The following is a 20790-nucleotide window of genomic DNA, read 5'->3' as shown; positions in this document are numbered from 1 at the left end:
TCGCGGGCCACCTCAGTACTCCACGCTGTCCCGGCGGACCACGCGCCGGATCAGCACGACGAGCACGGCGACCATCGCGAGCATCACCATCGCCGTGGCGGCCGACGTGCCGTAGCGCGGTACGCCGGAGGAGAACGCCTCGCCGTAGGCGTACACGGCCATGTTCCACACCTTGGTGGACGGCAGCTGACCGGCCGCACCCGCCAGTGCGTAGATGAACTCGAATATCTTGATGGAGCTGATGCTCCACAGGACCGCGCAGACGCCGACCACGTCCCACATCAGCGGCAGGGTGACGTAGCGGAAACGCTGCCAGGCGTTCACCCCGACAAGCTCGGCGTCCTCGTAGAGGTCCGGCGGGATGCGGTCGACTGCCGCCATCAGGATCGTGGTGTAGAAGCCGGTCTGCACCCAGACCAGGCCGGCCATGATGACGAGGAACAGATGGTCCTCGGCGAGCCAGGCCGGCGGGTTGTCCACGCCCAGCGCGCCCAGCAGCGAGTTGACCAGGCCGTCGGTCTGGAACAGGAAACCCCACAGGATGGAGATGACCACCCCGGACACCACGTTCGGGAAGAAGATGATCGACCGGAGCGCCTTCCTGCCGGCCAGGTGGCGCAGCACCATGGTCAGCAGGAAGCTCAGCAGGAACGTGGCGCCGCCGACTCCGAACAGGATCCACAGCGTGTTGACGAACGAGCTGTGGAACGTGGGGTCGAGCAACAGCCGCCGGTAGTTGCCCCACCCGGCGAACTGCATCGGCCCCGCCCCGGCCCACTTGTTGAGGCTGATCCACGCGGTGGCCGCGGTCGGCGCGATGTAGAACACCAGGTACAGCACCAGGGCCGGCGCGACCAGCGGCCAGAACAGCCGTCCCCGGCGCCGCGCCAGCGGGCTGGACGACCCGGCGACGAGAACGGATCGGCGTGCCGTCCGCGCCGGGCTGCCCGGCACGACGGTCGAGGCCATCAACCGTTGACCTTCCAATAGTCGGCGGTCGTGTTCTTGAGCTTGGCCAGGAAGGCCGCGGCGGTCAGCTTGCCGGCCAGGAACTCGTTGTTGGTCGGGGTGAAAACCTTGATGTACCACTCGGCCTGGTCCATCTTGACCCCGTCCAGCGCCGGAACGGTCCGCGCCTGGTCGAGGGTCTTCTTCGCGTCGGCGAGCACCGCCGGCACCGCGATGTCGGTGCGCGGCGTCAGGTTGTTCGCGGTCGACGACATGCCGGCGAGCCGGCTGCTGTTCAGGAAGTACGCGATGAACTTCTGCGCCGCCGAGGCGTGCTTCGCCTTCGCCGGGATGGCGAAGCCGACCAGCGAGATCTCCTGGCTGGTGTCGCCGGCGGCACCGCTGGGGAACGGGAACGACCGGTACTGGAAGCCGGCCTTGGCCGCCGACTTCGTCTCGCTCGGCACGAACGTGCCCAGCAGCAGGAAGTCCGCCTGGCCGCCGGCCCACTTCTGCTGGATCGCCGGCCACTTGCTGCCGTTGTAGCCCTTGATGAAGTACCCGCCCTTGACGAGCTGCTCGATCTTCGACACCGCGGCGAGCATCCGCGGGTCGTCGAATTTCGCGCCCTTCTTGTCGGTGGCGGCGGCGGAGAAGGCGCCGGGACCCAGGTCACGCAGAATGACGTGGTAGGTCCAGAAGGCGTTGTAGTCGCCGATGTCGCCGTCGAGCGCCAGCGGACCGCCGCCGCCGCGGGCGGCCTTGCGCTGGCCCAGCAGGGTGACGAACTCGTCCCAGGTCTTCGGCGGCGACGCGGTGACACCCGGCAGCGCCGCTCCGTCGTACCAGATCTGCTCGGCCAGTACCTGGTAGGGAACCAGCCACGCCTGACCGTCGGCGGTGGCGAAGTCGCGGTACTTGGCCGGGATCACGTCGGCGACCTTCTTGCCCTCGCCGGGGATCTGCAGGTCGTACACGGAGTTCAGGTTCAGTCCCTGCTTCGTGCCGAACAGCGTGGCCTTGACGAACCGGTCCTGGGAGTCGATCAGGTCGGCCGGCACGTTGTGCGTGTTCAGCGTCGGCGCGATCTGGTCGACGACCTTGCGGCCCTTCCACTGGACGTTGACCTTGATGCCGGTGTCCTTGGTGAACTGCTCGATCGCCGCCTTGAGTACCACCGCCGACGGCTCGCCGTCCTGCCACATGGACCAGTAGGTGAACTCCTTGTCGTCCGCGCCGGACGGCGACGAGCCGCCCCCGCAGGCCGCGTTGCCGAGCACGGCCGCACCGGTCGCCGCCAGGGCGAACGTGCGCAACACCTGCCGGCGGGGCATGAGGCTGTCCATGGTCGCTCCCTTCTGGCAGCCGCGGACGCCGGAATGCCGGGTGCGCCGCCTGGTCGTGGGACGCACCGAATCCTGCTAGAGGAATCAGTCCCTAGTCAATGTCTAAACCACATAATGAATCAGATATGTTTCCGGCGGTCCGGCGGCCCGCCGTGTGGCGCGGTCACGCCTGCGGTACCAGCCCGAGACGGTGCCCGACGGCGCCTGAATCAATCCTGACCTGCACAGATTGCGTTAGACCGCCGAGCAGCGGCCTGGGTCGCGGGCGGCGCGATGGTCCCCCACGGGCGCCCGCCATCGCAAGTCCTTGATGTGATGACTTTGAACTGATTGAATGCGGCAAGCGTCCGTACTCCACCATGGAGATCGCCTCATGCCGATATCGCGTCGCGCCCTGCTGTCCACGGTTCCGGCGGCGACACTGCTGGCGGCGGCACGGCCCCTGCGGGCACGCGCGGCCACCGCGCCGGCCCCCGCCGCCTCCACCGACCACGCCACCATCATCGACAACACCGTCGCCATGTTCGCCGGCACCGGCGCGTCCAACGCCCGGCCCGAGGTGGCGGCCAAGCTCGCCGCCATCCAGACGACCGCCCGCACGAGGCTCGCGGCGATGGACGGCGCCGGATCGGGCGCGCTGTTCGCGAACCTCCCCCTGGGTACGAGCGACAGCAACCTCACGACCGCCTACCAGTACCTGCACGAGATCGCCCTGGCGACCCGCACCCCGGGTGCCGCCGCGGATCTGCTGGACAACGCCACCGTGCAGCGACGCGTGATCGACGGCCTCGGCTGGCTCTACGACCACTACTACGGCGACCAGGCGGCCGGCTACTACGGCAACTGGTTCAACTGGGAGATCGGCATCTCCACCCACGTCAGCAAGACGCTGGCGTTGCTGGGCAGCCAGGTCGCCGGATACCGGCCGGACCTGGTGAGCACGTACGTCGCCGCGATGGACGGGTACCTGCGCAACGGCATCGACGGCGACGTCAACCTCGACTCGCGCTTCCACACCGGCGCCAACCTCGCCGACATCACCACCAACCGGATCCTGCAGGGCGCCGTGCTCGGCGACGACGCGCGGGTGAGCAAGGCGGTCGCCGACCAACTGACCGTCTTCGCCACCGTCGACCCCTACCACCTCCAGCACGGCGTGACCGATGGCTACTACGCCGACGGCTCGTTCATCCAGCACGCCTCCGTCGCCTACACCGGCTCGTACGGCGCCGGTCTGCTCACCCGCATCGTGCAGACCGTCAAGACGCTCGACGGCACGAGCTACACGCCGAGCGACGACCTGGTCGGCGTCGTCCAGGGCTGGGTGGTCAACGGCTTCGCCCCGCTCATCTTCGAGGGCTGGATGATGGAGATCGTCAAGGGTCGCGCGGTGTCCCGGACGGGAACCGGCTACGCCGACGTGGCCGCGGTGGTCGAGGCGGTCGTCGGCCTTTCGGCGTACGCCACCGGAGCCGCCGCCACGACGCTGTCGGGCTACACGAAGTTCGTCCGGCAGACCTCGAAGGCGACCCTCGACCCCGCGGGCTTCGTGTCCCCGGTCAGCGTCGCGCGCTACGCCGACATCCTCGCCGATCCGGCCATCCCGGCCGCCGACCTCAATCCCCCGGCGCGCAATGTCGCCTTCAACGCGATGGAGCGGACCGTGCACCGCCGGCCGGGCTACGCGTTCGCCCTGGCCCGCAACTCCAAGCGGATCAGCAAGTACGAGTACATGAGCGGGGAGAACCAGCTGCCCTGGTTCCAGGGCGACGGGGCGCACTACCTGTACCTGTCCGGCCAGGACCAGACCCAAGCGTTCGGCGTCGACTACTACACCACCGTCTCGCCGTACAGGCTGGCCGGCGTCACGGCGCCCGTCGAGACCCGGCACACCGTCCCCGAGCTGTACGGCACCCAGTGGTACGACAATCCGGCGGCCGGGTTCACCTCGTCCTCCGAGTCACAGAACACCTACGTCTACTTCCCATGCGGCACCAACGAACACTCCGGCGGCGCCACCCTCGGCGCCTACGGTGCGGTGGGATGGGTCCAGTCCAGCGACGTGGCGTACGCCGCCAAGCAGGCGGGCACGCTGCCCGACGACTTCGTCGTGTACCGCAACGCCGACGCCACCAAGTCGTGGTTCATGTTCGACGACGAGATCGTGGTACTGGCCGCCGGGGTCGGCGACTCCGCCGGCCGCGCGGTGACCACGACCATCGACACCCGCATCGCGGGCGCGGCCGACTCGATCACGCTGAGCGGCCAGCGGCGCGACCGGAGGCCGTGGACTGGCCCGGGCACCGCCGACCTCGCCTGGCTCCGCTATGCCAACGACAGCCAGGCGATCGCGGTCGGGTACGCCTTCCTGCAGCCGCGGCCAGTCACCGTCACCCTGGACACCGTCACCGGCAGCCGTCGCGTGGTGCGCGCCAGCAACCCGGACACCGCGGTGACCAAGAAGGTGTTCGGCGCGGTCGTCGAGCAGGCCGCCGGCACACCGCACACGTCGTTGGCCTATGCCGTGGTGCCGCACGCGACACAGCGGCAGCTCGACGGGTACGCCCACGGTCCGCTGTCCGTCCTCGCCAACACCACGGCCGTGCAGGCGGTCAGGCACGCGCGGCTGGGACTGACCGCGGTCAACGTCTTCGCCGCCGGGCGGCATTCGGTGCAGCGGCTGTCGGTCGACGGCCCGGCGTCGGTGATCCTGAGCGAGCAGAAGGACGGCACCGTCTCCGTCGCCGTGTCCGACCCCACCATGAACCGGGACACCATCTCGGTGACGCTGCACGGCCCGCACCGCGGCGTACGGTCGGCCGACGGCGGCGTACGGGTGAGCCGGGTCGCCGGCGGCACGCGCATCGACGTGGCCACCCGGCACGCCTACGGCCGGACCTTCACCGTCACGCTGCGGTAGCGCGGATGACCACAGTGGACGGTCCGAGACACCACCACCCGCGACGACATCACCACCCGCGATCAGGAGGCAAGATGCCCCCCATCCGTACCGTGGCCCTGGCGTTCGCCGCCACGCTCACGGCGCTCGGCGCCGCCGCGCCCGTCTCCGCCGCGCCGGCCGCCGCCGTTTCTGCCGCCGGCGCATCCTCCGCCGGCGAGACCGACCCCGGGCGCCTGGCGCACGGCGTGACGCTGAGCCATTTCTCGTACTCCGGCGCCAGCGGCGAGCTCCTCACCGTCGACCTGACCGACCCCCGGGTCCGGGTCGACCTGCTCCACCCGGCCGACGTCGGCTCGCGCGAACAGGTCTCCTCGATGGTGGCCCGCCAGGGCGCGGTGGCCGGTGTCAACGCGGACTTCTTCAACATCGAGGAGTCCCAGCATCCCGGAGTGACGCCCACCGGCTCGTCCGACGGGCCAGAGGTCACCGGCTCGCGACCGTTGAAGGCGGCCGTACCGGACGCGCAGCGGTTCGGCCCTGCGATGGCACCGGGTACCTCGACACGTGACGTCATCGGCGTCGGCGTCGACGGCCGGGCCCGGCTCGGCACCCTGACGCTGGCCGGCACCGTCGCGGCCGGCCGGTCGCAGTACCCGGTCGCCGGGCTCAACCAGTACGCACTTCCCCAGAACTCGATCGGCGTGTTCACGGCCGCCTGGGGCACCGTGTCCCGCGAGCGGGCGGTCTGCGGCAGCGACGCGAAGCGGGCCGATGCCTGCACGCAGGACGCCGAAGAGGTGCTGGTGCGCCACGGCCGGGTCGCCGCGATCAGCGACACGCCCGGCGCGGGTGCCATCGCGGCCGGCGACACGGTCCTGGTCGGCCGGGAGACCGGCGCCGACGAGCTGCGCGGCCTGGCAGTCGGCCAACACGTCTCGGTGCGGTACCGGCTGACCGGTCCCGGGGTGCCGTTCCGGTTCGCCGTGGGCGCCGCGCCGATCCTGCGCGACGGCGCCGTCATGCCGGGGGTGGACGCGAAGACGGCGGCCACCCGTACCGGCGCCGGCATCAGCGCGAACGGCCACCGGCTGTATCTGGTCACCGTGGACGGTGCCGCCGAGGCCGGCAACGGCCTGACTCTGGCGCAACTGGCCAGCCTGCTGGCGAGCTTCGGCGCCAGCGACGGAGTGAACCTCGACGGCGGCGGATCGACCACCTGCGCCGCCAAGCTTCCCGGCAGCGACGCCGTGAGCCTGGTCAACCAGCTGCCCGACGGCGCGTCCGAACGAGCGGTGGCCAACGGGATCGGGATATTCAGCCGCTAGGCCGTGGGTCAACACGACGGCGACGTGCTCGGGCGTCCGGCGGAAACGCGCCGGACGCCCGAGGTGACAGCGGACTCTACAGGCCCAGTAGGCCCAGGATCTGACTCAGTAGCGCGGCGATCTGGCTGGCCGTACCGGCGCCGTTGAGCATCATCACCCGGTCCCCCACCGCGGAGAACTGGCTCGGCACGAAGGTACCGGTGAAGGTACCGGTGCCGCCCGTCGCGTCGGTGTAGGTGCCGTGCACATCGGACGTCAGCGAGCCGAGATCGTCGCTGGCACTCGCGGCGGCGGGCGCGGCGGGGCGTGCGGAGGCGGCAGTCGCGGGGAGCGTGGCAAGGCCGCCGACGGCCAAGGCGAGCACCCCGGCCGCGAGGGTGGTGCGTAAACCGGTGAACTTCATGAGTCCCCCTCTCTATACGACGACCGTCGAATTCCCGAGCGGTGAGAGGCGAAACCGGAGGGTCGGCGTGGGAGACATCACCGGAGCGGTGTGCGTTTCGCGATGCGCCGGTTGACCAGCGCCGGCGCCGGATGCTGTCCGCAGGCCGTGCCGGGGAGACGTGCCCTTCGTTTGAATCGACAGCCAACCCGAGCTGTGCGCGATCGAACCGGCACCGGTGAGCGTTACGCGTTCCCGGCATGCGGGAAGGCAAAAACACCGAGCACCCGCCTCCGGATCGTGCCAGGATGCTCGGCATGCCCGATCGCGCGCTGAGCTTCGGTGTGGTGGCGGAGGCGTACGAACGGTTCCGGCCGGGGTACCCGGTGGAGCTGTTCGACACCGTGATGGCATACGCGGGCCGACCGGTCCGGACCGCCCTCGAGATCGGCGCCGGGACGGGCAAGGCGACCCGCCTGTTCGCTCAGCGGGGAGTCACGGTCACCGCGACCGATCCCGACGGGGCCATGCTCGCCGAGTTGGGTGAGCACGTGCCGGCGAACGTCACGACCGTGCGGGCGGCCTTCGAGGACCTGCCCCTGGGCGAGCGCTACGGGCTGGTCTTCGCGGCGGCGGCGCTGCACTGGACCAACCCGGAGGGGCGGTGGTCGCGGGTGGCGGCACTGCTGGAGCCGGGGGCCGTGTTCGCCTCGTGCGGCGGACCGGTCCAGCTGGCCGACCGGGGGGTGCGGGAAGCCGTTCACGCGGCCCGGGCGCCGTTCCTGGAGACCGACGAGATTCCGTCGCCGGACGGGACGCCCCCGGAGCACGACATGCAGTGGCCGGGTACGGAGCTGCAACGCTCCGCATGGTTCACCGACGTCCGGCAGGTCGTCATCGAGCGGCGCCTGACGATGAGCGCCCACGAGTACGTCGGCCATCTCTCGACCGTCTCGGCCTATCTCGAACTGCCACCCTCGCAGCGGGAGCAGGTGTATCGCCGGATCGGCCGGGTCCTGCCCGAGACGGTCGAGATCGCCGCCGACCTCATCGTCCATTTCGCGCGACGGCGCCAGGAGCGGTAGTCGAGGCAGGCGGCGGGGCGGGAGGTCCCGCCCCGCTAGTGCCCTGACCACAAACGTTCGCGGTGTTGGATGACACGCCGCCCAGCCTGCAAGCCGGGCGGCGTTGTCGCGGTCAGGCTGTCGGGGTGGCAGAACCTGTGTGGGTGCGGCGGCTGACTGACCAGGAGGGTCAGCAGTTGCTGCGGATAACCAGACGAGGTACCGGCTCCGCGATCCGGCTGCGCCGGGCGATGGTCGTCCTCGCGTCGGCCGGCGGCAACAGCGTGCCGGTGATCGCGCGGCTGGTCCAGGCCGATGAGGACTCGGTCCGGCAGGTCATCCACCGGTTCAACGAGATGGGCATGGCCAGCCTCAACCCTCAGTGGGCGGGTGGCCGTCCCCGCCTGATCAGTGAAGACGACGAAGCGTTGATCGTCGCGACGGCCAGCACCAGACCCGAAGCGCTCGACCAGCCGTTCACCCGCTGGAGCGTGCGGAAACTCGCCGACTACCTCGCCCACAACCACGGCACCCGCCGCGTCCAGATCGGTCGGGAACGGCTCCGGCAGCTGCTGCGCAAATACGACCTGACCTTCCAGCGCACGAAGACGTGGAAGGAATCCAACGACCCGGCCAAAGAGGCCAAACTGGCCCGCATCGAGCAGGTCATGACCGAGGTCCCGGACCGGGTTTTCGCCTTCGACGAATTCGGCCCGCTCACGATCCGCCCGCATGGCGGGGCGGGATGGGCACCGGCCGGGCATCCGGACCGGCTGCCAGCGAACTACCACAAGCTGCACGGAGTGCGGCAGTTCCACGGCTGCTACTCGGTCGGCGACGACTCCCTCTGGGGTGTCGTGCGCCGCCGCAAATCCGCCACGAACACCCTGGCCGCGCTTAAGTCGATCCGCGCCGCCCGGCCAGACGGCGCACCGATCTACGTCATCCTGGACAATCTTTCCGCCCACCGCGGCGCGGCGATCCGCCAGTGGGCGGCCCGGCACAAGGTCGAACTGTGCTTCACCCCGACCTACTCGTCCTGGGCCAACCCGATCGAGGCCCACTTCGGGCCCTTGCGCATGTTCACCGTCGCCGGCTCCAACCGCGCCAACCACCCGGCCTCGACCAAGGCTATCCACGCCTACCTGCGCTGGCGCAACGCCAACGCCCGCCATCCCGACGTCCTGGCCGCACAACGCCGCGAACGCGCCCGCATCCGCAGTGAGAAAGGCATCCGCTGGGGTAGACGCCCTCTCGCTACCGCGGCCTGACCTATCGCGCGGCCTGCAACGCTGCCGCGACCTCGACGACATCCAGGTCGACAACGACCTCCTCACCGTCGCGAACGCCGCGCTCACTGATCGCCAGACCGATCCAGGCCAGTTCGGCGGCATCGTCACGCAGTTCGAACTCTTCGCGACTCTCCTCGCCGATCCCGCCCAGTTCTTCGCGATTCCAGGCGGCGACGGCCGACTCGGCCAGAGACCGAGGCAACCGCACGCTGATCCGACTGACCTGGCGATCAAGACAAGCCCCGATCGCCGCCAGCACCGTCCGATCCTGCTGATATCGCAGGTACTGTTCGCGATCTTCCACGAGCCGAGGCTACTCGGGCCCTACGAGCCAACGATCCCAAGCCGGTCAACGTTAGTGGTCAGGGCACTAGATTGTTCACCTGCTTCGGGATCGACCGTCAGAAACCGCCGGCGCCGCCGTCACCACCAGAACCGCCGTCACCGCCAGCGCCACCGCCGCCGTCACCGCCGCCGCCGTCGCCACCGCCGGTCGAGTCGCCGCCGAGACCGCCGCTGGCGCTGTCCCCGCTGGCACTGTCTCCACTGGCACTGTCCCCGCTGTCACCACCCGCGCTGTCACCGCTGGCGGAGGTGTCGCCGCTGGTGCCGGAGTCGTCCGACCCATTGGCTGTACCGGACGCTTCGTCGCCAGACGCACTGTGCAAATCGTCGGAGCCCGGCTCGCCGGCGTCTCCGGTGGCGTCGGCGCTGCCGGTGTCCACGCCATCGGCGGACGCGACCTGCACCCCGGCCGGGTCGGCGTCCTCGCTCCGCGAGATCGCCGCGTCCGGATCGACCGCGTCCGGACCGGGTTCGTTCGGTGTCTGCGGGTCCACGTCGGGAGTCTGATCCGCCGGATCGTCGGCGGGGTCGACGACGCTGATTCCGGGCGGGGCCAGCTGCTGAAGGTCCTGGATCGAGGGGATTGCCGAGTCGGGTGTCTCCTGCGCCGTCTGGGAAGAGTCGTCAGGCTGGTCGGCCGACGCGGCTGGATCCTGCGTACCGAGGTCAGCATCCGGATCCGCCACCGTGACGCCGGGTGGCGCCAGGCTCTGAAGGTCGTCGATGGTGGGCACCGAATCGTCGGGCGCGTCCTGGATCGGTTGATCCCGATCCGGGTCCGCCAGTGGTTGCTGCGCGGCCGGCGGTTGCTGCGCGGCCGGTGGTTGCTGCGCCGCCGGTGGTTGCGCCGGAACGCCCTGGGGCGGAGTCGCCTGCTGCGGATCCGTCTGTGGCTGCTGCGGCTGATCCTGCGGCGTGTCCTCCGGATGGAAGTACTCGTGCCACTTCCGCTGAATCAGACCCGGCAGCGTGTTCTCCCACGTGATGTGCGGAGGCTCCGGCATCGTGAACGGCTTGGTGGGATCGAACGGCTCGAAATACCTCTTCGGCGGAGCCTGGGGCTGATCGGGTTGTGGCGGGACGCCGGGCTGCATGTTGAGCTTCGGAAGCGTCTTCTTCAGCGCGCCCTCGATCCCCTCCTGGATCTCGTTGCCGGTCGGCGCCTTGCCACCGGCCGGTGGTATCGCGGGACGCCCGGACGGGGGTCCCGCCGCGGCCGGATGGATCGTCACGGCGCCGAAAACGCCCATGCCGACCGCGACGGCTGCGGCGACCAGTGCCCTTCTGCGAGCCGTCGACATCACGGTCTTCCAGACCGGCTCGGGCTGCTCCGATCCGGCACCCGTGGACTCGACGGGCCTGTGGCTGTTTGATTCGCGCAACGTTGCCTCCCCGATGGTGATGGACTCCACCGAGGCTAGAAGTGCGCGTTTGGTCATTTGCTTGACAAGAACTTGACGGCTCGACCACGCCGATGATCAGCGCTGTCGCTGTGCCGGCGGGCGCGGGCCAAACTGGCCGTCGAACCGTTTTCCAGGGCCGCCGACCGCACTAGAAGTCACGCCAGTCGTCGAACCACTCGTCAGCCACATCGGTGGGTACTCCGGCGCGGGTGGCGAGAGCGACGAACGCGTCGCCGGCTTGTTCGCGGCGCAGGGTGTCGATGAGTTCCCACCGCTCGTCGATGCGATTGAGCTGCCGTACGAAGCTTCGCAGAATCGGCTCGGCGGCTGTGGCGGGGTCCCGCGGGTCAACGGGCAGAGCGTCCACCGCGCGGACGGCCGCCGCATACGCCTTGCAGGCTGCCGCTCCGCCGCGTGGATCGTCGTCGGCCCAGTCGCGAAGCGGGTTGGTGAGGTTGGCGGCCAACCAGATGTCGTTCTTGGCGCCGGTGATGCTGAGGTGGGTGTCGCTACCCCGGTAGCGGGCTTTGATGCCGGTCGCGGCGGTGCGACGCAGGCCGTGGATCGCCAGACTGGTCAGCGTGGGCAGGTCGGGCAGCGTGTCGGCGTCGAGATCGTAGGCGTCGGTCAGCGTGAGTCGAGCGAGCCGGGGCAGTTCGGCCAGCACCGCGGCGTCGTTGAGCGCGCCGGGCGCGGCCTGCCAATCAAGCCACAGGGTTTCCAGACGCTGCAAGACACGCAGCGGTGCGGCGTCGATCGTTGCTCTCCCGGCCAGGCGCAGTTCCCGGACCTGATCGAGCCCGGCCGGAATGTGGACGGTGGGCGTCGGGCTGGAGATCCACAGGTTCAACCACCGGCCGTGGTCGACGGCTGTCACGGCATGTACACGGGCACCGTCGAGCAGGTCGAGAGAGGTCAGGTCTTCGGGTAGCTGGAGCAGGTCGATGGGGCCGCGGACGGACACGCTGGTCAGGCCGGTATGGCGCAGATCCAGGTTGGACGGGGCGTCCGTCCAGGTGAGGTTCTGGATGATGGGATGGTCGGTCAGCGCGGCCGTGAGTCCTCGGTCGGGGCCGGCCCAGGTCAGCGACGTGCAGCGCGGTAGATCGTCCAGTGCTGACCAGCGCACCGCCCCGGTGGCGGGTGGACCGAGCGGGCCCGCGCCCGTCAGGTCCAGCCGTCCGGTCGCGCCGCCGATGACGGCCGGCCCTGCCCCGAAATCGACCGCAACCTGGCCCCGGGTCGCCCCGGCCCGGTACGCCTGCTTGGCCGCGGCCGGCAGCTTCCGGTCCCATCGCCGCTGGGCGGCGATCTGCGTGGGCAACCACGACCATCCGGAGTAGGCGTTGCGGCCGCCTGCGGGCAGACCCGCTGGGACCGGTAGCCGACCGAGCCACATCCATCCCGGTGGAGGCAACTCGTCGACATCGATGTTGATCTTTGCGGGCTCGCCTTGATGGGCATGGTGGTCCAGGATCAGCGGCCCGGCATCGGCCAGTTGCCGCAATTCGGGCGGATCTTCCGAGTGCCAAGCCAACGCACAGGCGACAACCGTGGCCCTGCCGCTACTGACGACCCGACAAGCACCGTAACCGCCGCCCGGCAGTTGGATCGCCGCCACATCCCCGGTCGCTGGTGTCATCGTGGCCATGGCGGCAGACTAACTGCCGAGACCGGGCAGCATGTACCGCACGTCACGGCCCTCGCACAGACACCGGGATCGGCAGGTTCAGGGTGAGGCGGCCGACCGGGTGCGTTGGCTGGAAGAAAACCGGTCACTCTTCGCGCCGTCCCCGAGTTGATAATTCGAAACATTGACATACATCTCAGTCTGCATTGGAATGCTCAGTTGTCAGCCTCACCACCTCCCCGGGAGTCTTGATGTTCAGGAGAATGTTCAAGAGTCCGCTCTACTGGGCCACGCTGGCCGGGGTGACCGCGGCCGGACTCGCGATCGTCGCCATGCCCGACGCACAGGCCGCTCCCGCGAACCAGGTCACCTCGCTCGCGGGCACCGTCGCCACCGGTTCCTCGTCCACGGACACCCAACCGCCGACGACACCGACCAACCTGGCCGCCTCATTCAGGTGCGACAGCACACAAGGTGTCCTGCTCACCCTGAGCTGGACCGCGTCCACCGACAACGTCGGCGTCACCGGGTACGACGTCTACTTCGCGCGAGGAGCCTCGTCCGGCCCGTTCGCCTTCGTCGCCACCACCGCGACGACCTCGTACACCCAGCCCGTCACCGCCGGAAGTTACGAGGTACGGGCGCGGGACGCGGCCGGCAACACCTCGGACTTCACCGCGCCGCTCCTGGTCCTGCCGCCACCGTCGCCATGCCCGACCAACCCGACATCGCCCCCGCCGGCGGACATCCAGGCGCCAACGACACCGACCAACCTGACGGCCTCGTTCCGGTGCGACAGCACGCAAGGCGTCCTCGTCACCCTGAACTGGACCGCGTCCACCGACAACGTCGGCGTCACCGGATACGACGTCTATGCGACACAGGGAGTCTCCTCCAGCTCGTTCGGCTTCGTCGCCACCACCGCGACGACTTCGTACACTCAGCCCGTCACGCTCGGGTACTTCGAGGTACGGGCACGGGACGCTGCCGGCAACACCTCGGACTTCACCGCACCGCGCCTGGTCGCGCCGCCGCCCTCGCCGTGCCCGACCCACCCGGCGGACCACGGGACCTGCACCGCCGCGTACCGCCTCGGCTCAAGCTGGCCGGGTGGCTTCCAGGGGCAGGTGACGGTGAAGAACACCGGCACCGACGCCGCGAAGTCCTGGACGGTCACCCTCGCCTTCGCCAATGGCCAGACGGTCACCCAGGTCTGGGGGGCGAGCCTGACGAGCACCGCGAACCCGTACACGTTCGGCAGCCTGGCCTACAACGCGACACTGTCCCCGGGGGCGTCCACCACGTTCGGCTTCCTCGGTAGCTGGAACGGCACCAACACCGCCCCCGTGGCGACCTGTACCCGTACCTAGTGAACGGGGCGCCGTGCCCGAAGGCTCGGGACGGCGCCCCACCCCGACCGTTGGTCAGGCGGTAGCCCCACCGGTCCCCTCGCGCCGCTCCCGCAGCCGTCGCTGCTCGCGCAGCACCTCCGCGTGCGTCTCACGCTCACGCGCCAGCCACTCGGGTGGGTCGGCGACCAGGGCCGCGATCTGCGCGGTCGTGAGCGGCTCGGTGATCCCCCCGCGGGCCAGCCCGCTGTTCGAGATCCGCAGGCGCGCGGCAACCACATTGCGCGGGTGGGGCCCGTTCCGCCGCAGGTCCACCAGCCACTGCGGCGGGTTGCGCTGGAGTTCGTCCAGCTCCTCGCGGGAGATCAGGCGTTCCTGGAACTCTCGGGGCATCGCGGGCAGGTACACGTCGAGCTTCTCCGCCGCCGTGGAGGGTTTCATCACCTGGGACTTTTTCGGCTTGCTCACCTGGTCAGGGTAGCGATCCCGGCGCCGGCCGGGCAGCTGACCCGCCCCGGCGAACCGGCGACGCCCGCCCGGTACCGGTCCGGGTACCCTGGCCAGGTCCTGTGTCGTCACGACGCCGGCACCCGCCGCCGGCCACCGCCGGTCGACGCCTGAGAGGTTCCGTGTCCGTCCCCGAAGATCGTCAATCCCCGGCCTTCCGCCTGCTGGTGGTCCCCGGTGTCATCGTGGACCGGTGGAGCCGCACCTGGGCCGAGCGGCTGCCGGACGTCGAGCTGCGGCTGATGGCCGCCGAGGCCGAGCGGGCCGCCGCCCTGTTAGCCGCCGAGGCCGACGCCGGCCTCGTCCGGCTGCCGGTCGAGCGGGACTCCCTCGACGCCATCCCGCTCTACACCGAGGTGACGGTTGTCGTGGTTCCGCGGGACCACGTACTCACCGCGGCCGACGAGGTGACCCTCGCGGACCTCGCGGACGAGCCGCTGCTGAGGCCGCTGGACGACGTGCTCGACTGGGCCGGCGCACCGGTCCCGGCCACGGCCACGGTGACGGACCGCCCCGCCACGACGGCCGCCGCCGTCGAGCTGGTGGCGGCGCAGGCCGGTGTCCTGGTCGTACCGCTGTCGCTGGCGCGCCTGTATCACCGCCGTGACCTGACGTACCGGCCGGTCACCGACGCGCCGACGTCGTCGGTCGCGCTCGCCTGGATCCGCGAGCGCTACACCGACCTGGTCGAGGAGATGATTGGGATCGTCCGCGGCCGGACCGCGAACAGCACCCGGGGACGGGCCCAGCCGCCCGCGCCCGCGCCGACCGGCCGGACACCGGGCGGCCGTGCCCCGCGCGCGAACCCGGAGCGCCCGGGCGGACGCTCCGGCGGCTCGAACCCGCGCACGCCCCGGCGCCGGGGACGCTGACAGCCCGCACCGGTCGGGCCTCGGGGTAACCACGCGCAAGCGATACGGCGCATTCCGGGCCGACACCGCAAGACATGCGGCTCATTCCCGGGTAAGGGCCTGTCCTGCCGATCATTCGCCGGCCTGCGGCGGGCCCAGCCGCCGCCCGGCTGCGTTCTCGGACTCCTGGATACGACACCGGTATCCAGGAGTCCTGCGGCCTTGCCGGATCGACGCCTGGCCCGGCAACCGTCGGGCATCGTCAGATCGGCGCCGCGCCGAAGTCCGCCGCGCGGGTCGCGACCCACTCGGCGTAGGTGAACGCCGGTCGTCCGGTGACTTCCTCGACGGTCGGCAGCACCGCCGCCGTGGTGCCGTCGGTCGCGGCGAGTATGTCGAGGAGCGCCTCGACCGCCGCCGCCGGCAGCTCACGAAGCAGCTGCTCGCCGAACTGCTCGCGAGTCTGCTCCTCGAACCGCAGGGGCTTCCCGAGAACCTCACCGATGATGTGGACCCGATCGATCTGGGTCAGCGACTGCGGTCCGGTGAGCAGGTACGCCTCGCCGACGAGTCGGTCGAGGATCGCGCGTACGGCGACCGCCGCGATGTCGCGCGGATCGATCGGTGCGCACGCGGACTTGCCATAGATCCCGCGCACGACACCGCCGTTGGCGATCTGATGCGCCCAGGCCAGGTCATTGGTCATGAACGCGTCGGGGCGCACGAAAGTCCACGGCAGCCCCGACGCGGCAACGGCCCTCTCCACCCGCAGGTGCTGCTCGCCGATCCACCCGGGCGTCGAGTAGGTGACCGCCGACGAGGACAGCAGCACGACCTGCCGCAGGTCGGCCTGCCGCGCCGCGTCGAGAAATCCGTCGACCGCGTCGAAAACCGGGAAGAGAAACGCCCGGTCGACACCGGTCAGCGCCGTGCGCAGGGTCTGCGGCTGCCTCAGATCGCCGGGCACGACCTCGACCCCGTCGGGGATCGTGCGCCCACGCGAGGCGCGGGTGGCCGCGTCCGTTCGGGTGACAACGCGTACCTGCTCGCCCGCGTCGAGAAGTTGCCGAATGACGCTGCCGCCGACGTTGCCGGTCCCGCCAGTTACCAGAATCACTGTCGAAATACTCCTTCTGTTCGCGGCTGCTCGCCGGCAACGGCGAGCAGCCGACCGTGCGCCAGGGGTACCGTCATGCTCTGTTCAGCACGACGGCGAGTTCGTACGAGGCCGCGTAGGCGGAGAACGCCATCCGAGCATCGTCGCGCAGTGCGCGAATCTGTTCCTGGAAGGCGTCGGCGGCATGGGCGGCCTCCAGGTCCGCCTGGCTGTCCCAGTGCGCCACGTTCACGAGTGGGAAGCGTGCGTCGGGGGTGACGGCACGGTGCAGCCGCGCGTCCCGGAAGCCGGGTGCCGCGGTCATGAGCTGGGCTCGAACACGCCACCGCTCGATGAATTCGTCGACTGTCTCGACGGGAACGTCAAAGACGTTGATCAGCGTGATCGGTCCGTCGCCGGGTGGCGTGAGGGCCATGCGTACTCCTTCTTCTCGGGCCGGTGATCGGTGGACACCGGAGTCGTGGTGGCGCCTGCTGTCTTGATGACACCGCACAGGGCGCAGAGGTAACGCGGAGCGCGTCACACCGGCCGCCGCGGAGCCCGTCACATCGGTGGCCGCCCGCGCGTCACTGTCGTGGAGCCGTGCCACGCGAGGAGGAGACGATGGACGACAGCGAGTGGTTGGCCGGTCGCTTCGAGGAGCACCGTTCCCACCTGCGGGCGGTCGCCTACCGCATGCTCGGTTCGGCGACCGAGGCCGACGACGCCGTCCAGGACGCCTGGCTGCGGCTGAACCGAGCCGGTACCGACGGGGTCGAGAACCTCGGCGGCTGGCTGACCACCATCGTGGCCCGCGTGTGCCTGAACATGCTGCGCTCGCGCAACAACCGACGCGAAGAGCCCCTCGACACCCACCTGCCGGACCCAGTTGTGAGCCCGGAGGGAGAGTCGCAGCCGGAAGACGCCGCGCTGCTCAGCGATTCGGTCGGGCTCGGCCTCCTGGTCGTACTCGACTCGTTGACCCCCGACGAACGTCTGGTGTTCGTCCTCCACGACATGTTCGAGCTGCCGTTCGACACGCTGGCCGGCATCGTGGGCCGGACGCCGAACGCCACGAAGCAACTCGCCAGCAGGGCGCGCCAGCGGATCCGTGGAGCGGAGCCGCCGACCAGCCCAGACCCAGTCCGTCAACGGCAGCTCGTTGACGCCTTCTTCGCCGCGGCGCGCGAGGGCGAGTTCGATGCCCTCGTCTGCCTGCTCCACCCCGAGGTGCTGTCGCGGACCGACGGGGGTACCGAGCGCGCCGACGCGTCGATGCTGATCCGTGGCGCGGCCGCGGTGGCGAAGCAGGCGACGACGGGGCTGCGGCAGTGGCTGGGCAACCGGGGCGCCGCGTTACGTCCCGTACTGGTCAACGGGTCGGCCGGTGTCATCGTCACCCTGGACGGGCACCCGGTCATCGTCATGGGCTTCACCGTCGAGGCAGGCAGGATCACCAGGATCGACACCATCGCCGATCCCGCACGCGTCCGGCGGATCGCCGCCACCGTCCTCCCGGCGGATCGGTGACTCGTCCTCGCGGTGACTCGTCCTCGCGGTGCATCGGTGACTCCGGCGCAAGGCTGTCCGGTTCAGCCCACGGTCTTGTACCCGATCGCGTGCCGGCCCGCGTCGAAGCCGCGCATCGCCGCGCCGACCGCCGCGGCGACGGTGACCTCGTAGATTTCCTCTTCGGTGTGCCCCGCGGCGGTGAGGCGGTCGATGTCGGCGTCGGTGACCTTGTACGAGGCGTCGCGGACGGTCGTGGCGTAGGACTGCCACGCTTCGGGAAGCGGGTCGCCGGCCGCGGCGGCCTTCCGCACCGCCGGGTCGATGGTGGCGGGCGCGTCCAGTACCGCGTGACGAAGCTTCTCCACGGCATCGCCGGAGCCCGCAGTGTCGCCGGGGCCGGTGGTGTCGCCGGGGCCGGTGGTGTCGCCCTCGGCGAGCAGGAACCGCGGGAAACGGTAGCCGGCCCGGTGCAGGGCGCGGGTACCGCTGTGCAACTGGCCGTCACGGAGGGTGAAGCCGAACGCGTTGGCCAGCCGGTTGATGATGCCGAACACCAGGCTGACGTGGAGCGCTTCCAGCACCGCCTGCTCCGGCAGGCCGGCGACCGCGGTGGCGTCAACCCGGTCCGGGGTGCGGGTGACGGTGGCCACGAAGGCGCGCACGGCGTGCAGTTCGGTCCGGGTGGTGGCGGGATCGTCCGGGTCGATGTCGCCCTGGCCGGCGATGCGGGTGAGTTCGGCGTGCGTGTCGATGCAGAACGGGCACTGCAGCAGCTGGGACGTGCACATCGCCAGGTACTCGCGCTCCCCCGCGGTCCAGTACGACGGCCCGCGCATCACGTCGGCGGTCAGGTCCAGCAGCGGACCGGTGAGGAACCCGGGCCGGTAGAGCAGCATCTTGACGATGTCCGGGCTGTCCACCCGCGACATGGCCGAGGTGAGCGCGAGAAACACCTTGGCGCGGCGGCGGTGTCCGTGATCGAGGATTGCCAGTCTCATCGGGGCTCCTGAACGGTCGAGTTTGTGCAGGCGGCGGGTGTGCTCAGCGCTTCCCCGTCCGGCCCCTGCGATGTGTCACTGACTATGACGATTCGCACGCCGCCGACGTGACACGCGTTCGGGAGTGTGTCTACCGGTACGCCGGGGCGGGCTGCCGGTGCAGCCGGCCCCAGTCCGAAATCTCCTCGGCGGCCAGGTGGGCGGCCAACCGCGTCACCTCGGGCGGGTGCGGATGCCGTTCTCGAGGGTCCGGACCACCGTGGCGGCGACACTGTGCCGCGACATCCTCCCCCGGTCGACCTCCTCGATGCCCGCGTAGACCAGTGACCAGAGCACGTGCTGAATCCACTGCGGATCCAGGTCCGGGTCGAAGACACCGTCAGCCTGCCCCCGCTCGATCAGATCGATCATCGGGTCGGGCGGGGGCTTCTCCGGCTCGACCACGCCGTAGCGCCGCATCGTGTGCCGGTCGCCGAACAAGAACATCAGCCGATCGCCGACATTCAGGTGCGCCAGCACCAGACGTCGCATCGCCTCCGCTGCCGGCCCCTCGTGGATCCCCGCCTCCTCGACCGACCGCCCGATGGCCTCGACCGAGTCGTCGACGGCGGCCCGGATCAGATCGTCCCGGTCGGCGAAGTAGCGGTGCACCGTGCTCCGGTTGACCTCGGCGGCACGGGCGATGTCGGCCAACGTCGCGGTGCGTTGACGGGCCAGCACCGAGGCGGCGGCCCGCAGGATCGCGCGGCGGGTCCGATTCCGCGTCCCGGTCTCCGTTGTGCGGGGGCTGTCCACTCGAGCAGTCTACAGCTACGTCCGATTTCCGGACTCCAGGGTCGCCTATTCACACGTCTGAGAATCAATATGCGACACTGATGTCGCACAGTAGGGCACCCAACGGGCAGGAATACGGGAGGAAGTAGATGATTCTGGTCACCGGCGCGACCGGGAACGTTGGTCGGCACGTGGTCGCCCAACTCCGCCGGGCCGGGGAGCCGATACGTGCACTCACCCGTGACCCCGCAGGGAAGACCCTCCCCGATGGGGTGGAGGTGGCGACGGGTGACCTCGCCCGGCCCGAGACGCTCGCGCCCGCGTTCGCGGGCGTGGACCGGATGCTGCTGCTGCCACACGCGGAGACAGCTCGGGACGTGGTCGCCCTGGCCCGTCAGGCGGGCGTACGGCGAATCGTGGCGCTCTCCTCGTCGGCGGTGGACACCACGACGGGTGACCCGACGTACTACGCCAACGCCGTCTACCTCCCCGTCGAGCACGCGGTCCAACAGTCCGGTCTGATGTGGACGCTCGTGCGCGGTGGCGAGTTCATGGCGAACACGCTGGGGTGGGCCGGCAGCATCCGGGACGAGCACGTGGTGCGGGAGCTGCACGGCGACGTGCGCGGCGTCCCGGTACACGAGGCCGATGTCGCCGACGTCGCCGTCGCGGCGCTACTCGAAGACGGTCACGCGGGCTCGGCGTACGCGGTGACCGGACCCGCACCGATCACCCGGCGAGAGCAGGTCCGGGTCATCGGCGACCTCCTCGGTCATGAGCTCCGGTTCGTCGACATCACCCTGGACCAGGCTCGCGAACGCTGGCGCGGCCTGGGCGTTCCGGACGACGCGATCGAGTACATCATCCGCCCGCCGGGCTCGCTGAGCCCGAACTCCGACCCGGTGTCGCCCGACTACCAGCGGGCGGTCGGACGCCCCGGTCGCACCTATGCGCAATGGGTGGCCGACAACCTGGACGCCTTCCGGTAGCCGGGCGGCCCCCGACGACGGCCGCAGGATCGCGCCGCAGCCGGGCCCTCAGTCCGCGAAGGGCCCGGCAGCCGGCT

At 70.2% G+C, this 20790-nt stretch carries 19 protein-coding genes; 8 read left to right on the top strand and 11 right to left on the bottom strand.

Annotation, left to right across the window (positions count from 1 at the left end; all coding sequences use genetic code 11):
* Positions 1-12: 12 nt before the first annotated feature.
* Both Raf01_RS12180 and Raf01_RS12175 read right to left on the bottom strand, forming a co-directional pair.
* Positions 13-969 (bottom strand): carbohydrate ABC transporter permease, encoded by a 957-nt coding sequence (locus tag Raf01_RS12180; RefSeq protein ID WP_203917928.1) that lies wholly within the window; start codon positions 967-969, stop codon positions 13-15.
* A complete protein-coding gene (locus Raf01_RS12175; protein WP_203917927.1) occupies positions 969-2294 on the bottom strand; it encodes an ABC transporter substrate-binding protein in 1326 nt (441 codons plus the stop codon). The genes Raf01_RS12180 and Raf01_RS12175 overlap by 1 nt, the downstream gene beginning before the upstream one ends.
* A gap of 373 nt (positions 2295-2667) precedes the next feature.
* Here Raf01_RS12175 and Raf01_RS12170 point away from each other — a divergent pair, with 373 nt between their 5' ends.
* The gene (locus Raf01_RS12170) at positions 2668-5214 is read left to right on the top strand and encodes a polysaccharide lyase family 8 super-sandwich domain-containing protein (protein ID WP_239133550.1); all 2547 of its coding nucleotides are present in this window, start codon (positions 2668-2670) and stop codon (positions 5212-5214) included.
* Positions 5215-5288: 74 nt separating this feature from the next.
* Positions 5289-6521 (top strand): phosphodiester glycosidase family protein, encoded by a 1233-nt coding sequence (locus Raf01_RS12165; RefSeq protein WP_203917926.1) that lies wholly within the window; start codon positions 5289-5291, stop codon positions 6519-6521.
* Positions 6522-6597: 76 nt separating this feature from the next.
* On the opposite strand, the gene Raf01_RS12160 is transcribed toward Raf01_RS12165, so the two are convergent.
* The gene (locus Raf01_RS12160) at positions 6598-6924 is read right to left on the bottom strand and encodes a hypothetical protein (RefSeq protein WP_203917925.1); all 327 of its coding nucleotides are present in this window, start codon (positions 6922-6924) and stop codon (positions 6598-6600) included.
* 296 nt (positions 6925-7220) lie between these two features.
* Here Raf01_RS12160 and Raf01_RS12155 point away from each other — a divergent pair, with 296 nt between their 5' ends.
* Both Raf01_RS12155 and Raf01_RS12150 read left to right on the top strand, forming a co-directional pair.
* Complete coding sequence (locus Raf01_RS12155; RefSeq protein ID WP_203917924.1) at positions 7221-7988, top strand: class I SAM-dependent methyltransferase; 768 nt, start codon at positions 7221-7223, stop codon at positions 7986-7988.
* 125 nt (positions 7989-8113) lie between these two features.
* Positions 8114-9238, top strand: a complete 1125-nt coding sequence (locus tag Raf01_RS12150; protein ID WP_239133549.1) for an IS630 family transposase — start codon at positions 8114-8116, stop codon at positions 9236-9238.
* Between the two features lies 1 nt (position 9239).
* On the opposite strand, the gene Raf01_RS12145 is transcribed toward Raf01_RS12150, so the two are convergent.
* From Raf01_RS12145 to Raf01_RS12135, 3 genes are all read right to left on the bottom strand, one after another.
* Positions 9240-9563: a hypothetical protein gene (locus Raf01_RS12145; RefSeq protein WP_203917923.1), complete on the bottom strand. Its 324-nt coding sequence runs from the start codon at positions 9561-9563 to the stop codon at positions 9240-9242.
* Positions 9564-9660: 97 nt separating this feature from the next.
* Positions 9661-10986, bottom strand: a complete 1326-nt coding sequence (locus Raf01_RS12140) for a hypothetical protein (protein ID WP_203917922.1) — start codon at positions 10984-10986, stop codon at positions 9661-9663.
* A 169-nt stretch (positions 10987-11155) separates the two neighbouring features.
* Complete coding sequence (locus tag Raf01_RS12135; protein WP_203917921.1) at positions 11156-12331, bottom strand: hypothetical protein; 1176 nt, start codon at positions 12329-12331, stop codon at positions 11156-11158.
* 557 nt (positions 12332-12888) lie between these two features.
* Between Raf01_RS12135 and Raf01_RS12130 the strand changes: the two genes are divergently transcribed.
* Entirely contained in the window at positions 12889-14007 is a 1119-nt protein-coding gene (locus Raf01_RS12130; RefSeq protein ID WP_203917920.1) for a cellulose binding domain-containing protein, read from the top strand.
* A gap of 54 nt (positions 14008-14061) precedes the next feature.
* Here Raf01_RS12130 and Raf01_RS12125 read toward each other — a convergent pair whose 3' ends face one another.
* On the bottom strand, positions 14062-14565 hold the full coding sequence (locus Raf01_RS12125) for a DUF5997 family protein (protein ID WP_239133548.1): 504 nt from the start codon (positions 14563-14565) through the stop codon (positions 14062-14064).
* 50 nt (positions 14566-14615) lie between these two features.
* Between Raf01_RS12125 and Raf01_RS12120 the strand changes: the two genes are divergently transcribed.
* Positions 14616-15365, top strand: coding sequence for a LysR family transcriptional regulator substrate-binding protein (locus tag Raf01_RS12120; protein ID WP_203917919.1), 750 nt, complete (start codon positions 14616-14618; stop codon positions 15363-15365).
* 241 nt (positions 15366-15606) lie between these two features.
* On the opposite strand, the gene Raf01_RS12115 is transcribed toward Raf01_RS12120, so the two are convergent.
* Both Raf01_RS12115 and Raf01_RS12110 read right to left on the bottom strand, forming a co-directional pair.
* The gene (locus Raf01_RS12115; protein WP_203917918.1) at positions 15607-16461 is read right to left on the bottom strand and encodes an NAD(P)H-binding protein; all 855 of its coding nucleotides are present in this window, start codon (positions 16459-16461) and stop codon (positions 15607-15609) included.
* Positions 16462-16534: 73 nt separating this feature from the next.
* Positions 16535-16876: an antibiotic biosynthesis monooxygenase family protein gene (locus Raf01_RS12110; RefSeq protein WP_203917917.1), complete on the bottom strand. Its 342-nt coding sequence runs from the start codon at positions 16874-16876 to the stop codon at positions 16535-16537.
* Positions 16877-17064: 188 nt separating this feature from the next.
* Here Raf01_RS12110 and Raf01_RS12105 point away from each other — a divergent pair, with 188 nt between their 5' ends.
* Positions 17065-17970 (top strand): sigma-70 family RNA polymerase sigma factor, encoded by a 906-nt coding sequence (locus Raf01_RS12105; RefSeq protein WP_203917916.1) that lies wholly within the window; start codon positions 17065-17067, stop codon positions 17968-17970.
* Positions 17971-18032: 62 nt separating this feature from the next.
* Here Raf01_RS12105 and Raf01_RS12100 read toward each other — a convergent pair whose 3' ends face one another.
* Positions 18033-18950 carry a carboxymuconolactone decarboxylase family protein gene (locus Raf01_RS12100; RefSeq protein WP_203917915.1) on the bottom strand — a complete coding sequence of 306 codons (918 nt, stop codon included), beginning with the start codon at positions 18948-18950 and terminating at the stop codon, positions 18033-18035.
* 213 nt (positions 18951-19163) lie between these two features.
* Entirely contained in the window at positions 19164-19745 is a 582-nt protein-coding gene (locus Raf01_RS12095) for a TetR/AcrR family transcriptional regulator (protein ID WP_203917914.1), read from the bottom strand.
* Positions 19746-19873: 128 nt separating this feature from the next.
* Here Raf01_RS12095 and Raf01_RS12090 point away from each other — a divergent pair, with 128 nt between their 5' ends.
* Positions 19874-20713 (top strand): NAD(P)H-binding protein, encoded by an 840-nt coding sequence (locus Raf01_RS12090; RefSeq protein ID WP_203917913.1) that lies wholly within the window; start codon positions 19874-19876, stop codon positions 20711-20713.
* The last annotated feature ends 77 nt before the right edge of the window (positions 20714-20790 follow it).

The sequence above is a fragment of the Rugosimonospora africana genome (assembly GCF_016862975.1).
In the GTDB taxonomy this organism is placed as follows: Bacteria; Actinomycetota; Actinomycetes; order Mycobacteriales; family Micromonosporaceae; genus Rugosimonospora; species Rugosimonospora africana.
The sequence above is the reverse complement of the archived record's forward strand: the minus strand, read 5'-3'. Positions and strand labels throughout refer to the sequence as shown.